This is a genomic window from Streptomyces sp. NPDC088817 (assembly GCF_044750345.1).
Taxonomy (GTDB): Bacteria; Actinomycetota; Actinomycetes; order Streptomycetales; family Streptomycetaceae; genus Streptomyces.
Window position 1 is genome coordinate 25,940 of record NZ_JBIVJN010000006.1, and the last position, 14,405, is coordinate 40,344.

Genomic DNA, 14,405 nt, shown 5'->3' on the forward strand with positions numbered 1-14,405 from the left:
ACCGTGCCCGAGACCGCCCGTCGAGCAGACCGCCCCGCAGACCGCCCGGACCGCGGGGCGGGGAACCGCTACGGCAGCCGTCCGACCATGAAGGACGTGGCGGCGCGCGCGGGCGTCGGCCTGAAAACCGTCTCCCGCGTGGTCAACGGTGAGCCCGGCGTCACCCCGGACACGGAGCGGCGCGTCCAGGACGCCATCGCGGCCCTGGGTTTCCGCCGCAACGACAGCGCGCGCGTGCTGCGCAAGGGCCGTACGGCGAGCGTGGGGCTGATCCTGGAAGACCTCGCCGACCCGTTCTACGGGCCGCTGAGCCGCTCGGTGGAGGAGGTCGCCCGCGCGCACGGCGCCCTGCTCATCAACGGTTCCAGCGCGGAGGACCCGGAGCGGGAGCAGGAACTCGCGCTGGCGCTGTGCGCACGGCGGGTGGACGGGCTGGTCGTGATCCCGGCCGGTGACGACCACCGCTATCTGGAGCCCGAGCTCAAGGCGGGCGTCGCGACCGTGTTCGTGGACCGCCCGGCCGGGAACATCGAGGCCGACGTCGTGCTGTCGGACAACTTCGGCGGCGCCCGCGACGGTGTCGCCCACCTGATCGCCCACGGCCATCGCCGCATCGGCTTCATCGGCGACATGCCCCGCATCCACACGGCCGCCGAGCGCCTGCGCGGCTACCGGGCGGCGATGGAGGACGCGGGCATACCGGTCGAGAACTCCTGGATGTCGCTGGGCGTCACGGACCCGGAGCGGGTGCGCCGGGCCACCGAGACGATGCTGTCCGGGCCCGACCCGGTCACCGCGGTCTTCGCTGGCAACAACCGGGTGACCGTCACCGTGATCCGCGTACTGGCCGAACAGGCGCGGCGGGTCGCCCTCGTCGGCTTCGACGACATCGAGCTCGCCGACCTGCTCCAGCCGGGAGTCACCGTCGTCGCCCAGGACTCGGCGGCCCTCGGCCGAACCGCCGCCGAGCGCCTCTTCCGGCAACTGGACGGCACCCTCCTCGCCCCGGAACGCATCGAGCTCCCGACCCGCCTGATCACCCGAGGCTCGGGCGAACTGCCGCCACTGGTCTGACGCCCGCCCCACGCCACGCGGGCCGAGGGCGCACAGGACGGGGCGTGACCACGGGGACGGAGCCCCGGGGTCACGCCCCCTTCGATGTGCGGTGCCGTCCGGCTACTGCGCCGACGCGGTCAGGTCGCCGCGGCGCGGGGCCGCGAAGGATTCGAGGCCGGCGCGGGTCAGGCCGGTGCGCTCGGCGACCTCGGCGGAGTCGAGGGCGCCGCAGTCCAGGCCGCGCAGCAGGTAGCCGCTGAGCGCCTTGGCGGTGGCGGGCTCGTCCATGACGTCGCCGCCGGCGCGGCTGACGTAGCGGGCGAGGCGGGCCGCCGCCTGCTCGAAGCCCTCGCGGTAGAAGGCGAACACGGCCGCGTACCGCGTGGGGATGTGGCCGGGGTGCATGTCCCAGCCCTGGTAGTAGGCGCGGGCCAGGGCGCGGCGGGTGAGGCCGAAGTGCAGCCGCCAGGCGTCGTGCACCTTCTCGGTCGGGCCGACCGGCAGGACGTTGGTGGAGCCGTCCGAGACACGTACGCCCGTGCCCGCGGCGGCGACCTGCATCACGGCCTTGGCGTAGTCGGCGGCCGGGTGGTCGCCGGCCTGGTAGGCGGCGGAGACTCCGAGGCAGGCGCTGTAGTCGAAGGTGCCGTAGTGCAGTCCGGTGGCGCGACCCCCGGCGGCCTGGATCATCCGGGCGACCGTGGCGGTGCCGTCGGCGGCCAGGATGGACTGGCTGGTCTCGATCTGGAGCTCGAAGCCGAGGTGTCCGGGCGTCAGCCCATGGGCCTTCTCGAAGGCCTCCAGCAGCCGGGCCATGGCGGTGACCTGCTCGGGGTAGGTCACCTTCGGCAGGGTCAGGACCAGCCCGCCGGGCAGGCCGCCGGCCTCCATCAGGCCGGTGAGGAAGATGTCGAGGGTGCGGATGCCGCGGTCGCGGACCGCCGCCTCGAAGCACTTCATGCGGATGCCCATGTACGGGGCCGCCGTCCCGTTCCGGTACGCCTCGGCGACCAGCCTGGCGGCGCGGGCGGCCGCCTCGTCCTCCTCCGCGTCGGGCCGGGGGCCGTACCCGTCCTCGAAGTCGATCCGCAGGTCCTCGATCGGCTCCCGCTCCAGCTTGGCGCGGACGCGGTCGTACACGGGAACGGCCAGCTCGTCGCTCAGGCCGAGGACGGCGGCGAAGGACGCGGCGTCCGGGGCGTGTTCGTCGAGCGCGGCGAGCGCCCGGTCGCCCCAGGAGCGGATGGTGCCGGCCTCGAAGACGTCGCCGGGCACGTAGACGGTGTGCACGGGCCGGCGGGTGCCGGGGTCGCCCGGGTAGAGGCGCTCCAGTTCGGCGTCGACCGGCGCGAGGGAGGCGCTGATCTCCTCGCTGACGGCGCCCGCGAGGCTCGTCGCCACGTTCTCCTGCTGGCCCTGACCCATCCCGTACCCTCCTGTTTTCCGCTTGCCGGAATCAATAATCCGCAGTACGAAGTTATCCGTGGATCTTCCCGTGGGTCAACACCGTCTTTCTTCCAGAATCGCGGCCAGGACGAGCCGAGGCCCCCGCGTCCCGCCCGAAGAGGGGTGGGACACGGGGGCCTCGGCCGAACGCCGGAGCATCAGCCCTTGCGGGCCTTGATCTCCTCGGTGAGCTGCGGGACGACCTCGAACAGGTCGCCGACGACGCCGTAGTCGACCAGGTCGAAGATCGGGGCCTCGGAGTCCTTGTTGACCGCGACGATCGTCTTCGAGGTCTGCATACCGGCGCGGTGCTGGATCGCGCCCGAGATGCCGTTGGCGATGTAGAGCTGCGGGGACACGGACTTGCCGGTCTGGCCGACCTGGCTGGTGTGCGGGTACCAGCCGGCGTCGACGGCGGCACGCGAGGCGCCCACGGCCGCGCCGAGGGAGTCGGCGAGTGCCTCGATGACCGCGAAGTTCTCCGCGCCGTTCACGCCACGGCCGCCGGAGACCACGATCGCGGCCTCGGTCAGCTCGGGGCGGCCCGTCGACTCACGCGGCGTACGGCCGGTGATCTTCGTGCCGGTCGCCTGGGCCGAGAACGTCACGCTCAGCGCCTCGACCGCGCCGGCGGCCGGAGCGGCCTCCACGGCGGCCGAGTTCGGCTTGACGGTGATGACCGGAGTGCCCTTGGAGACACGGGACTTGGTGCTGTACGAGGCGGCGAACACCGACTGGGTGGCCACCGGGCCCTCGTCGCCGGCCTCCAGGTCGACGGCGTCGGTGATGATGCCCGAACCGATGCGCAGCGCCAGACGCGCGGCGATCTCCTTGCCCTCGGTGGAGGACGGCACCAGCACGGCGGCCGGCGAGACGGCCTCGACCGCGGCCTGCAGGGCGTCCACCTTGGGCACGACCAGGTAGTCGGCGTACTCGGACGCGTCGTGGGTCAGGACCCGCGCGGCGCCGTGCTCGGCGAGCGTCGCGGCGGTGTCCGCGGCACCCGCGCCGAGGGCGACGGCGACCGGCTCGCCGACGCGGCGGGCCAGGGTCAGCAGCTCCAGGGTCGGCTTGCGGACGGCACCGTCCACGTGGTCGACGTAGACGAGGACTTCAGCCATGGGACTTCTTCTCTCCTGCTTGCGAAGGGGGGCGGTCGGCGGGGTGCGGACTCAGATGAACTTCTGGCTCGCGAGGAACTCGGCGAGCTGCTTGCCGCCCTCGCCCTCGTCCTTGACGATCGTGCCCGCGGTACGGGCCGGACGCTCCGTCGCGGAGTCCACGGCCGTCCAGGCACCCTCCAGGCCGACCTCGTCCTCGTCGATGTCCAGGTCGGACAGGTCCCAGGACTGAACCGGCTTCTTCTTGGCCGCCATGATGCCCTTGAAGGACGGGTAACGGGCCTCGCCCGACTGGTCGGTGACGGACACCACCGCGGGCAGCGACGCCTCGAGCTGCTCCGAGGCCGCGTCCCCGTCCCGGCGCCCCTTCACGGTGCCGTCCTCGACCGACACCTCCGAAAGCAGCGTCACCTGCGGCACGCCCAGACGCTCGGCCAGCAGCGCCGGGACCACGCCCATGGAGCCGTCGGTGGAGGCCATGCCGGAGATCACCAGGTCGTAGCCTGCCTTCTCGATCGCCTTGGACAGCACCAGCGAGGTGCCGATGGCGTCCGTGCCGTGCAGATCGTCGTCCTCGACGTGGACCGCCTTGTCGGCGCCCATCGACAGCGCCTTGCGCAGCGCGTCCTTGGCGTCCTCCGGACCCACCGTCAGAACGGTCACCTCGGCGTCGTCGGCTTCCTCGGCGATCCGCAGCGCCTGCTCGACGGCGTACTCGTCCAGCTCGGAGAGCAGACCGTCCACGTCGTCCCGGTCGACGGTCAGGTCATCGGCGAAGTGCCGGTCGCCAGTGGCGTCGGGCACGTACTTCACAGTGACAACGATCCTCAAGCTCACGCCGGCTCTCCTACTGCATCGTCTTCTCTGGGCTGCCTTCCTAGGCAGCATAGGCGCCTGAAGCGGCCGATCCCGGTCAGGGCGACCAGGCGCTCCGAGCGGAATATTACTCGTCAGTACACCCAGTTCATGCCCGCTGAGCAAGCGCTTTGAACTGTGACCTTCGCAACGCAGCGTAACCGGAACCCGACGGCTTCGCAGGAGAGGGCCGAGGTGATCAATCACGCAGCGCGCTGAAGCGGCCCTGGTGGTAGAGAAGCGGACGACCGGCGCCCGCCGGATCGCCCAGGACGACCTCGGCCAGCACGATCCGATGGTCCCCGGCCGGTACCCGTGTGACGACACGGCACACCAGCCAGGCGAGCACGCCGTCGAGGACGGGCACCCCTTCGGGACCCTCGCGCCACACCGTCGGCGCTCCGAAGCGGTCGGCGCCGCCGCGCGCGAAGGTGGCGGCCAGTTCCTCCTGGTGCTCACCGAGTATGTGGACGCCGACATGGTCGGTCGTGGCGATGGCGGGCCAGCTCGAACCGCCGGTGCCGACGCCGAAGGAGAGCATCGGGGGCTCGGCGGAGACGGAGGTGAGCGAGGTGGCGGTGAAGCCGACCGGACCGGCGTCACCCCGGGCGGTGATCACCGCGACGCCCGCCGCGTGCCGCCGGAAGACGGAACGCAGCAGCTGGGGGGAGGCGAACTGGACGGTGCCGGAGGCACCCAGGTCGGACAGGGCCGTCATGGAGCCGTCCTTCTGCTGGTCGGGCGAGCGGGATCCGCGGCTGCTCAACAGTCCGGACGGCGCGCGCTCGTGGGGCGGGCTGGGTCGACGCGGGGCCGCCCGAGAAGAAGGAGTTCCGAGGGCATGCGGTCAGGCTCACGATAGTTGGCGTGCACAGTCAAGTACGCCCCGGGATCCGCGAGCCCTCTCCCGCCGCCACGGTCCCGGGCCGCACCACCCTGGACGGCGACCTCACAACGCCTCGCCCAGGGCCGCGATGACGTCCGCCTTGCGCGGCTGACCGGCGGCCCGCCGCACCACGCGGCCGTCCGCGTCGAGGACGAGCACGGTCGGCGTTCTGAGGATCCCGAGCGCGCGCACGAGGTCGAGCCGGGCCTCGGCGTCGACCTCGACGTGCGCCACCCCGGGGACCAGGCCGGCCACCTCGCCGAGGATCCGCCGGGTCGCCCGGCAGGGAGCGCAGAAGGCGCTGGAGAACTGCACCAGCGTGGCCCGCGCTCCGAGGTCCTCGCCGAGTTCGGCCGACCCGAGCCGTCCGCCCTCGTCCCATCCCGGCACGCTTGTTCTCCCCTTCTTCCGCGGCGCCTTGCCATCCTTCCGCGAACGCCCCCGCGCGTTCGCGCCCACCGGTACAGCGCGCCCGCGAGCACGGAGATTCCCGGGCGCCCGGAACGGGGTCCCGAGGGGACTGCGAGGCCTGTGCCGCGGGTCCGCAATGGGCCGTCGGGCGGAATCTGGGGGGTGACGTGACGAGGATCTCGCGATGGACGGGCACGTGGACTGGCTCCCGCGCCGTTCTTGGGGCACGATCTGCGACAGGCCGTAAACCTACGGCAGCGTAACTTCCGCCGGGAGCCCCTTCCCTGGCAGAGAGAAGGGTCCGTCCCGCTCATGGCAGAGCTCGTCTACCGCCCCGTCATCGGTCTCGCCCGCACGATGTTCAAGGCGTGGGACCTCAAGATCGACTGCCAGGGGTCGGAGAACATTCCCAGCACGGGCGGAGCCGTGCTGGTGAGCAATCACATCAGTTACCTGGACTTCGTCTTCAACGGGCTCGCGGCGCTCCCGCAGAACCGCCTGGTGCGTTTCATGGCGAAGGAGTCGGTCTTCCGGCACCGGATCTCCGGCCCCCTGATGCGCGGCATGAAGCACATCCCGGTGGACCGCGCCAACGGCGAGGCGGCGTACGCGCGTGCGCTGGACTCGCTGAGGTCCGGTGAGGTGGTCGGGGTGTTCCCGGAGGCCACGATCTCGCAGTCGTTCACGCTGAAAAGCTTCAAGTCGGGCGCGGCGCGCCTCGCCCAGGAGGCGGGCGTCCCCATGGTCCCGATGGCCGTCTGGGGCACGCAGCGACTGTGGACCAAGGGCCACCCGCGCAACTTCAAGCGCAGCCACATCCCGATCACGATCCGGGTGGGCGAGGCCATGGAGGCCTCCCGCGAGCTGTACGCGGGCGCCCTCACCCGCCGGCTGCGCGAGCGCGTCCAGGAACTCCTGGAGGCCGCCCAGCGCGCCTACCCGGTCCGCCCCCGGTCCGCCGACGACACCTGGTGGATGCCCGCCCACCTCGGCGGCACGGCCCCGACCCCGGACCAGCTCCGCATCGCCGGGGCGCACTGACCCCGCGGGATCCTAGGCCGCGGGCGGCCGTACGGTGACCTCGGCGCCCGGGCTGAACTTCTCCAGCAGTTCGGCGAGTTCGGCCGCCGCCGCCTCGACGTCGGCGACCGGCATCGGGGCCAGGCTCTCCAGCAGGAAGATGCCCGACGCGGTCTGCTCGGTGAGGCGGGTGCGCGGGCCCTGGCGCCAGTTCCAGCGGCGGCAGGTCACGCCGGCGTCGTCGCACCACACCACCTCGCCCGCGTCCGGGTGTTCGACGGTCTCCTCGCCGCCCGCGACGGTCACGAAGTCCTCCTCGCCACTGGCACGCACAAGGCGCATCCCGCCCTCGATCAGGTCGAGGTCCTCGCCGCCGACGGGGATGAGGTGGGCGACGCTGATGGCGTTGTAGAGGTCGACGAGCAGGTTGATGCGGGGCAGGCCGGCGCCGGTCAGCGCCCGCCGGGCCAGCGCCTCGGCCGAGTTGCGGGTGCGGGAGGGCTTGGAGCCGAACGCCGTGTACGTCTCGCGCCAGGCGGCCATGTGCGGGTCCTCGTGCGGGGCGCGTCCGTCCAGGCGTACGGCCAGACGGCGTGCGGCGTCGTCGAGGAGCGCCGAGGAGCCTTCGGTGCTCGGTCCGCCCACCAGCCCGCGGGCCTCGACGGCCACATGGGTGAAGCCGGGCGCGAGCGCGCGCACCTCGTCGGACACAGTGAGCGTCAGTGCCATGTTCTCCCGCCTCACGGTCAGAGTGCGGCGGGGAGCGTCTTCCACAGCCGCGGCCGGTCCGGAGCGGCCTTGAGGGCGGCCGGCACGGCCGGGTGTGGTTCAGCGTACAGCACCGGATAGTCCATCTCGCTGGACTTCAAGTCCGGCACGAAGGCCAGACGCTCACCGGCGAGAGAGAACCGGGCATCGACGCCCGTCTTGTTGCCGCGCGGGTCCTGCCCGGTGCCTGTCGGCGCTAGCGCGCCATCTCCTCCTTCAGTGCGGCCACGAACGTGTCGACGTCGTCCTCGGTGGTGTCGTAGGCGCACATCCAGCGCACGACGCCCTCCGTCTCGTCCCAGAAGTAGAAGCGGAACCGCTTCTGCAGACGTTCGCTCACGTCGTGCGGGAGCTTGGCGAAGACGCCGTTGGCCTGGACCGGGTAGAGGATCTCCACCCCGTGCACGGCGCGCACCCCCTCCGCGAGCCGCTGCGCCATCTCGTTGGCGTGCCGGGCGTTGCGCAGCCACAGGTCCTTGGCGAGCAGCGCCTCCAACTGCACCGAGACGAAACGCATCTTGGAGGCGAGCTGCATGCTCATCTTGCGGATGTGCTTCATCTGGCGGACGGCGTCCCGGTTGAGGACGACGACCGCCTCGCCGAACATCGCGCCGTTCTTCGTCCCGCCCAGGGAGAGGATGTCGACGCCGACCGCGTTGGTGAACGTGCGCATCGGCACGTTCAGGGAGGCCGCCGCGTTGGCGATGCGGGAGCCGTCCAGGTGCACCTTCATGCCCCGCGCGTGCGCGTGCTCGCAGATGGCGCGGATCTCCTCGGGCGTGTAAAGGGTGCCGAGTTCGGTGCTCTGGGTGATCGAGACGGCCTGTGGCATCGCCCGGTGCTCGTCCTCCCAGCCGAACGCCTGGCGGTCGATCAGCTCGGGGGTGAGCTTGCCGTCGGGCGTTGGCACGGTGAGCAGCTTCAGGCCGCCCATGCGCTCGGGAGCGCCACCCTCGTCGACGTTGATGTGCGCGCTCTCCGCGCAGATCACCGCGCCCCAGCGGTCGGTGACCGCCTGGAGCGCCACGACGTTGGCGCCGGTCCCGTTGAACACCGGAAACGCCTCCGCCGCGGCGCCGAAGTGGCTGCGGACGATCCGCTGGAGGTTCTCCGTGTAGTCGTCCTCGCCGTACGCGACCTGGTGCCCGCCGTTGGCCAGGGCCAGGGCGGCGAACACCTCCGGGTGGACCCCCGCGTAGTTGTCGCTGGCGAACCCGCGGACCTGGGGGTCGTGGTGGCGACGCGCGTCGGTCCTGGGCGGGTTCACGGCTTCTCGGTGAGCCACAGACGCTTTCCGTTCACTTCCGCGGCGGGCTTGCTCCACACGTCGACGATGGCCTCGGCCAGGTCCTTGACGTCCGTGAAACCCGCGAACTTCGCGTTGGGCCGGTCGGCGCGCATCGCGTCGTGCACCAACGCCTTCACCACCAGGATCACAGCCGCGGACGTCGGCCCTTCGGCGCCCTCGGCCTTCCCCGCCTTGCGGAAGTAGTCGGCCATGGCCAGCGTCCACGCCTCGGAGGCGGCCTTGGCGGCGGAGTAGGCCGCGTTGCCGGCGGTGGGCTTGCTGGCGCCGGCCGCGCTGATCAGGACGTACCGGCCGCGCTCGCTGCGCTGAAGCGCCTCGTGGAAGGCCAGTGACGTGTGCTGCACGGTGCGGATGAGCAGCAGCTCCAGGAAGTCCCAGTCGTCCAGGACGGTCTTGGTGAAGGTCTCGCTGCCGCGCCAGCCGCCCACGAGGTGGACCAGGCCGTCGACCCGGCCGAAGTCCTTCTCGATGTGCGCGGCCCAGTCACGGGTGGACTGAAGGTCGAGCAGGTCGACGGTGTCCCCGGTGACGCTGGCGCCGCCGGAGGCGTACCGGGCGGCGTCCACGGCCTGCGAGAGCCGCTCCGGGTCGTTGTCCGCGCCGACGACGGTCGCTCCCGCCTCGGCGAGCCTGCGCAGCGCCGCCCGGCCGGCCGGCCCGCCCGCGCCGGCCACCGCGATCACCGCACCGCTGAGAGCCCCGTTCCCCGCCATGTTCCTCGCCTCCTGCGCAGTGTTCTCAGTCTCGCTGCCGCTCACGCGGCGACCCGCTCGGCACTGTCCGTCACGACGCCCCTGGTGGAAGCAATGTGCCTGTGTCCTTCAGTTTTCACTTCTTCCTCCACCAAAACGTCACTCACGCCGTAAATCTTTGCAAGGCAGAGCGTATCCACCAGCCGCTGGCCCGCTCGTACGGGGCGATCTTGCCCAGGACGTCGGCGCGCATGCCCTCAGGGCACAGCAGCCTGCCCGGCGCGGGCTTGCGGCCCCCCTGCCAGAATGCCTTCGCCCTGCCCCCGTTGCGCGCCGGAGCCGCCGGGCGGGACGGCGGCCCCGTCCTGCCGGCCCGGCTCGCGCACCGAATCCGCCGGGAATCGGCCCCCACCGTGCGGCGGGGGCCGATTCCCGGAAACTCAGGCGGCCGCGACGATCCCCTTCGTGGAGGCGATCACGTTCTTCAGCTTCTTGGACAGGGCCTCGTAGAACATGCTGAGCGGGAACTCGTCCGGGAGGACGTCGTCCACGAGCTTGCGCGGGGGCTGGGTGAGGTCCAGGGCGTCGGGGCCCTTGGCCCACCTGGAGCCCGGGTGCGGGGCGAGGTAGGTGGAGACCAGCTCGTAGCCGGCGAACCAGTGGACCAGCTTGGGGCGGTCGATGCCGTCGCGGTAGAGCTGCTCGATCTCGGCGCACAGCTGGTTGGTGACCTGCGGGGCGCGCTCCCAGTCGATGGTCAGCTTGTTGTCGGTCCAGCGCACCACGTCGTGCTTGTGCAGGTAGGCGAAGAGCAGCTGACCGCCGAGGCCGTCGTAGTTGCGCACGCGCTCGCCGGTGACCGGGAAGCGGAACATGCGGTCGAAGAGGACCGCGTACTGCACGTCACGGGCCTGCGGGACGCCCTCGTCGGCGAGCCGCACGGCCTCCTTGAAGGCGGTGAGGTCGCAGCGCAGCTCCTCCAGGCCGTACATCCAGAACGGCTGCCGCTGCTTGATCATGAACGGGTCGAAGGGCAGGTCGCCGTGGCTGTGGGTGCGGTCGTGGACCATGTCCCACAGCACGAAGGCCTCCTCGCAGCGCTTCTGGTCGTGGACCATGGCCGCGATGTCCTCGGGCAGTTCGAGGCCCAGCAGGTCGACGGCGGCGGCGGTGACCCGGCGGAAGCGGGCGGCCTCGCGGTCGCAGAAGATGCCGCCCCAGGAGAACCGTTCCGGCGCCTCGCGCACGGCGATGGTCTCCGGGAAGAGGACGGCGGAGTTGGTGTCGTAGCCGCCCGTGAAGTCCTCGAAGGTGATGCCGCAGAACAGCGGGTTGTCGTAGCGGGTGCGCTCCAGTTCGGCCAGCCAGTCCGGCCAGACCATGCGCAGCACGACCGCCTCCAGGTTGCGGTCCGGGTTGCCGTTCTGCGTGTACATGGGGAAGACGACCAGGTGCTGGAGGCCGTCCGCGCGGTTCGCGGCAGGCTGGAAGGCCAGCAGCGAGTCCAGGAAGTCCGGCACCTCGAAGCCGCCCTCGGCCCAGCGGCGCAGATCGCGCACGAGCGCCTCGTGGTAGTCGGCGTCGTGCGGCAGCAGCGGCGACAGCTCCTCGACGGCGTCGGTCACACGGCGCACGGCGGCCTCGGCGTCCGCGCGCCCGGGGGCGCCCTCGGCCGTGAAGTCGATCGAGCCGTCCTTCGACTGCCATGGCCGGATTCGCTCCACGGCATCCTTGAGCACGGGCCACGCCGGGTGCTCAACCACCCGCGCCACCGGAGGAACCTGCTCCTCCGTACCCACCTGCACAAGAATTTCCGTCATGTCTCATCCTCCACGGGACAACCTCGCGTAAGGAGACGGTATACATACAGGGTTTCTCCCAGCAAGGGCACCCTCGGGAAATAATTCTGCCCACAGCCATGGTCACCGGCTATTTTCCTGCCGTACACCCGGACTGAGCCAGACTCGGCGCTCCGGTCGAGTGACGGACGCCACGTCGCCGGCGAGCGGTTTCGGCCGCGGGCGACTGTGCGAGGGTCGCGCGGCACGGCGGTCAACGCACACAGGACTCGCCCACGCCGGAGTGACCCTCGTGCCGGGTACGGCCCCGTTCCCGCGGGCCGTCACCCCACTGCGCCGTGTACGCGGGGGTCCAACCCGCGTGTGGGCCATTAGGCTGCGGCACTACCGCGCGGACGACGAGGTCCGTCCGCTTCGCGCCGCGCCGAGCCGCCGTCGACGGAAGCGAGTTGAACCTTGAACTTCCTTACCATCGGTCACCGCGGAGTCATGGGTGTCGAGCCCGAGAACACCCTCCGTTCCTTCGTCGCCGCCCAGCAGGCCGGACTGGACGTCATCGAACTCGATCTGCACCTGAGCAAGGACGGCGCCCTCGTCGTCATGCACGACGAGGAGGTGGACCGGACCACCGACGGCAGCGGCGCGATCGCCGACAAGACACTCGCCGAACTGCGCGCCCTGGACGCCGGCCGCGGCGAGCGGATCCCGGTCTTCGAGGAGGTCCTCGACGCGGTGCGGACGCCGCTCCAGGCCGAGATCAAGGACGTGGCGGCGGCCCGCGCGCTGGCCGGGGTCCTGCACGAGCGCGACCTGGTCTCCCGGGTCGAGGTGTCCTCGTTCCACGACGAGGCGATCACCGAGATCGCCCGACTGGTGCCGGGGGTGCGCACCGCGCTCGTGGCCAGCCGCTACGACGCCGACGTCGTCGAGCGTGCCACCGCCGCCGGCGCCGCGACCGTCTGCCTCAACATCCGCCGGCTCACCCTGGAGATCGTCGAGCAGGCGCGCAAGGCGGACCTGAGGATCATCGGCTGGGTCGTCAACACCCTGGACCACCTGCGCCTGGTCCGCGCCCTGGAACTGGACGGGGCTACCACCGACTACCCGGAGATCAAGCTCACCGGCCGCTTCACCGCCTGACCCCCCGCGCGGCCTCCGGTCAGGCGAGTTCCTTGACCAGCAGCTCGAACTCCAGGTCGTCGCGCTGCGGGATGCCGAAGCGCTCGTCGCCGTACGGGAAGGGGGTCGTCTTTCCTGTACGGCGGTAGCCTCGGCGCTCGTACCAGGCGATCAGGTCCTCGCGCACGGAGATCACGGTCATGTGCATCTCCCTGACGCCCCACTCCTGCCGGGCCCGGCGCTCGGCCTCCGCGATGACCACCTTGCCCAGGCCCGCGCCCTGCAGCGTGGGGGTGACCGCGAACATGCCGAAGTAGGCGTGGTCCCCCTTGTGCTCGAGCTGGCAGCAGGCGACCACGTCGCCGTCCCGCTCCACCGTCAGCAGCCGGCTGCCGGGCGACGCGATCACCTCAAGCACACCCTCGGGGTCGGTGCGCTGCCCCTGGAGGATGTCCGCCTCGGTGGTCCAGCCGGCCCGGCTGGAGTCTCCGCGGTACGCCGACTCGATCAGACGCACCAGCGTGTCGACATCGGTGTCGCGGGCGTCGCGGAAGGTCAGTCCACCGGCGGCGGTCGTCATGGGCGTGCCTTTCGGTTCGAGCGGGGCGAGCGCCATCCTGCCATTAGCCTCAGGGAGCATGGTGCACGTACTCAGCAGTCGGACACTCGTCCGGCCCACGGACCCCGAGCGCTCCCGTGTCTTCTACGGCCAGCGGCTGGGGCTCGCCGTCCACCGCGAGTTCGGCACGGGGCCGGAGCGCGGCACCGTCTACTTCCTCGGTGGCGGTTTCCTGGAGCTCTCCGGGCGCTCCGACGACCCGCCGTCCCCCTCCGTGCGGCTGTGGCTCCAGGTCGAGGACGTGGCGGCGGCCCACGAGGAGCTGCGCGCCAAGGGCGTGGAGATCACACGGGAGCCGGTGCGCGAGCCGTGGGGTCTGATCGAGATGTGGATCGCCGATCCGGACGGCACGCCCATCGTCCTCGTCGAGGTGCCGGCCGGGCATCCGCTGCGGTACCGGCCGGGGATCTGAGCCCGATCCGGGGCGCGGGCCGGTGCGTCCGGCCCGGGCGGCTCCCACTGGCCCGCGCCGTCGGCCGGGGCTAGCGTGCTGGTGGGTGGGAACGAGCTTCCCGGAGGAAAGCCATGGAGTTCGACAAGCCTGTGGTCGGCGGACCCTGCTGGGCGGAGCTGGGCACCAGCGATCTGGATGCGTCCACGCGGTTCTACACGGAGGTCTTCGGCTGGCGCATGCGCCGCGACCCCCGGCTGGCCTCGGGTGGCTACAGCCTCGCTCACCTGGGGGACGCGCCGGTTGCCGCCATCACCCCCCTGTACCAGAAGTCGCAGCCGGTCGCGTGGAACGTCTCGTTCGCCGTCGCGGACGCGGACGCCGCGGCGAACAAGGTGGTGGAGGCCGGCGGGACGGTGATCCACGGCCCGCGGGACATCTTCGAGGAGGGCCGTTTCACCGTGGCCCTGGACCCGTCGGGCGCGGCCTTCCAGATGTGGGAGCCGAGGGAGTTCTCCGGTGCCGGGGTGTTCAACCGGCCCGGTTCGCTCGGCTGGGTGGAGCTGGTCACCCGCAATCCCGAGCGGGCCAGGGACTTCTACACGAGCGTGTTCGGCTGGAGCGTCAACGCCTCGGAGTGGTACACGCAGTGGGGTCTGCACGGCGAGGACTTCGGCGGCGTGACGGCGATGCACGACCGCTTCCCGGCCGACGTGCCGCCGCACTGGCTGCCGTACTTCGCGGTCGAGGACGTCGAGGCGAGCACGGACGTCGCGGTGCGGGCCGGCGCCAAGGCCCTGCTGGAGCCCACCGCCCTCGCGGACGGGCCCCACATCGCGGTGCTGCGGGACCCCCAGGGCGCGACCTTCGGCGTCTACCAGTCCGCCCGGGAGAGCTGAGGCGGAGCGAACGG

The 14,405-nt window shown here is 71.5% G+C and carries 15 protein-coding genes and 1 pseudogene; 5 read left to right on the forward strand and 11 right to left on the reverse strand.

Going from position 1 to position 14,405, the window contains the following annotated elements; translation table 11 throughout:
- Positions 1-3: 3 nt before the first annotated feature.
- Positions 4-1,074, forward strand: a complete 1,071-nt coding sequence (locus ACIP4X_RS12720) for a LacI family DNA-binding transcriptional regulator (RefSeq protein ID WP_358732848.1) — start codon at positions 4-6, stop codon at positions 1,072-1,074.
- Positions 1,075-1,176: 102 nt separating this feature from the next.
- On the opposite strand, the gene ACIP4X_RS12725 is transcribed toward ACIP4X_RS12720, so the two are convergent.
- The 5 genes from ACIP4X_RS12725 to ACIP4X_RS12745 form a co-directional block, all read right to left on the reverse strand.
- Positions 1,177-2,481 (reverse strand): DUF6986 family protein, encoded by a 1,305-nt coding sequence (locus tag ACIP4X_RS12725; RefSeq protein WP_358732846.1) that lies wholly within the window; start codon positions 2,479-2,481, stop codon positions 1,177-1,179.
- A 179-nt stretch (positions 2,482-2,660) separates the two neighbouring features.
- Positions 2,661-3,623, reverse strand: a complete 963-nt coding sequence (locus ACIP4X_RS12730; RefSeq protein WP_358732844.1) for an electron transfer flavoprotein subunit alpha/FixB family protein — start codon at positions 3,621-3,623, stop codon at positions 2,661-2,663.
- 51 nt (positions 3,624-3,674) lie between these two features.
- Positions 3,675-4,460 carry an electron transfer flavoprotein subunit beta/FixA family protein gene (locus ACIP4X_RS12735; protein ID WP_358732843.1) on the reverse strand — a complete coding sequence of 262 codons (786 nt, stop codon included), beginning with the start codon at positions 4,458-4,460 and terminating at the stop codon, positions 3,675-3,677.
- Between the two features lie 217 nt (positions 4,461-4,677).
- Complete coding sequence (locus tag ACIP4X_RS12740) at positions 4,678-5,196, reverse strand: flavin reductase family protein (protein WP_401348163.1); 519 nt, start codon at positions 5,194-5,196, stop codon at positions 4,678-4,680.
- Between the two features lie 231 nt (positions 5,197-5,427).
- Positions 5,428-5,823 (reverse strand): TlpA family protein disulfide reductase, encoded by a 396-nt coding sequence (locus ACIP4X_RS12745; protein ID WP_401348166.1) that lies wholly within the window; start codon positions 5,821-5,823, stop codon positions 5,428-5,430.
- A 264-nt stretch (positions 5,824-6,087) separates the two neighbouring features.
- On the opposite strand from ACIP4X_RS12745, the gene ACIP4X_RS12750 reads away from it, so the two are divergent.
- A complete protein-coding gene (locus tag ACIP4X_RS12750; protein ID WP_358732838.1) occupies positions 6,088-6,816 on the forward strand; it encodes a lysophospholipid acyltransferase family protein in 729 nt (242 codons plus the stop codon).
- Positions 6,817-6,828: 12 nt separating this feature from the next.
- On the opposite strand, the gene ACIP4X_RS12755 is transcribed toward ACIP4X_RS12750, so the two are convergent.
- From ACIP4X_RS12755 to ACIP4X_RS12775, 5 genes and pseudogenes are all read right to left on the reverse strand, one after another.
- Complete coding sequence (locus ACIP4X_RS12755; protein WP_358732836.1) at positions 6,829-7,524, reverse strand: phenylalanine--tRNA ligase beta subunit-related protein; 696 nt, start codon at positions 7,522-7,524, stop codon at positions 6,829-6,831.
- 17 nt (positions 7,525-7,541) lie between these two features.
- A pseudogene (locus ACIP4X_RS12760) lies at positions 7,542-7,742 on the reverse strand (transglutaminase); the annotation flags it as partial.
- A 17-nt stretch (positions 7,743-7,759) separates the two neighbouring features.
- A complete protein-coding gene (locus tag ACIP4X_RS12765) occupies positions 7,760-8,830 on the reverse strand; it encodes a low specificity L-threonine aldolase (RefSeq protein WP_358732835.1) in 1,071 nt (356 codons plus the stop codon).
- Positions 8,827-9,585 (reverse strand): SDR family NAD(P)-dependent oxidoreductase, encoded by a 759-nt coding sequence (locus tag ACIP4X_RS12770; protein WP_358732833.1) that lies wholly within the window; start codon positions 9,583-9,585, stop codon positions 8,827-8,829. Before ACIP4X_RS12770 ends, ACIP4X_RS12765 begins: the two co-directional genes overlap by 4 nt.
- A gap of 419 nt (positions 9,586-10,004) precedes the next feature.
- On the reverse strand, positions 10,005-11,384 hold the full coding sequence (locus tag ACIP4X_RS12775) for a DUF6421 family protein (RefSeq protein WP_358732831.1): 1,380 nt from the start codon (positions 11,382-11,384) through the stop codon (positions 10,005-10,007).
- A 435-nt stretch (positions 11,385-11,819) separates the two neighbouring features.
- Here ACIP4X_RS12775 and ACIP4X_RS12780 point away from each other — a divergent pair, with 435 nt between their 5' ends.
- Positions 11,820-12,503, forward strand: coding sequence for a glycerophosphodiester phosphodiesterase family protein (locus ACIP4X_RS12780; RefSeq protein WP_358732830.1), 684 nt, complete (start codon positions 11,820-11,822; stop codon positions 12,501-12,503).
- Positions 12,504-12,522: 19 nt separating this feature from the next.
- Here ACIP4X_RS12780 and ACIP4X_RS12785 read toward each other — a convergent pair whose 3' ends face one another.
- A complete protein-coding gene (locus ACIP4X_RS12785) occupies positions 12,523-13,062 on the reverse strand; it encodes a GNAT family N-acetyltransferase (protein WP_358732828.1) in 540 nt (179 codons plus the stop codon).
- 58 nt (positions 13,063-13,120) lie between these two features.
- Here ACIP4X_RS12785 and ACIP4X_RS12790 point away from each other — a divergent pair, with 58 nt between their 5' ends.
- Together ACIP4X_RS12790 and ACIP4X_RS12795 are read left to right on the forward strand one after the other, a co-directional pair.
- Complete coding sequence (locus tag ACIP4X_RS12790; protein ID WP_358732826.1) at positions 13,121-13,513, forward strand: VOC family protein; 393 nt, start codon at positions 13,121-13,123, stop codon at positions 13,511-13,513.
- Between the two features lie 113 nt (positions 13,514-13,626).
- A complete protein-coding gene (locus ACIP4X_RS12795) occupies positions 13,627-14,391 on the forward strand; it encodes a VOC family protein (protein ID WP_358732824.1) in 765 nt (254 codons plus the stop codon).
- Positions 14,392-14,405 lie beyond the last annotated feature (14 nt).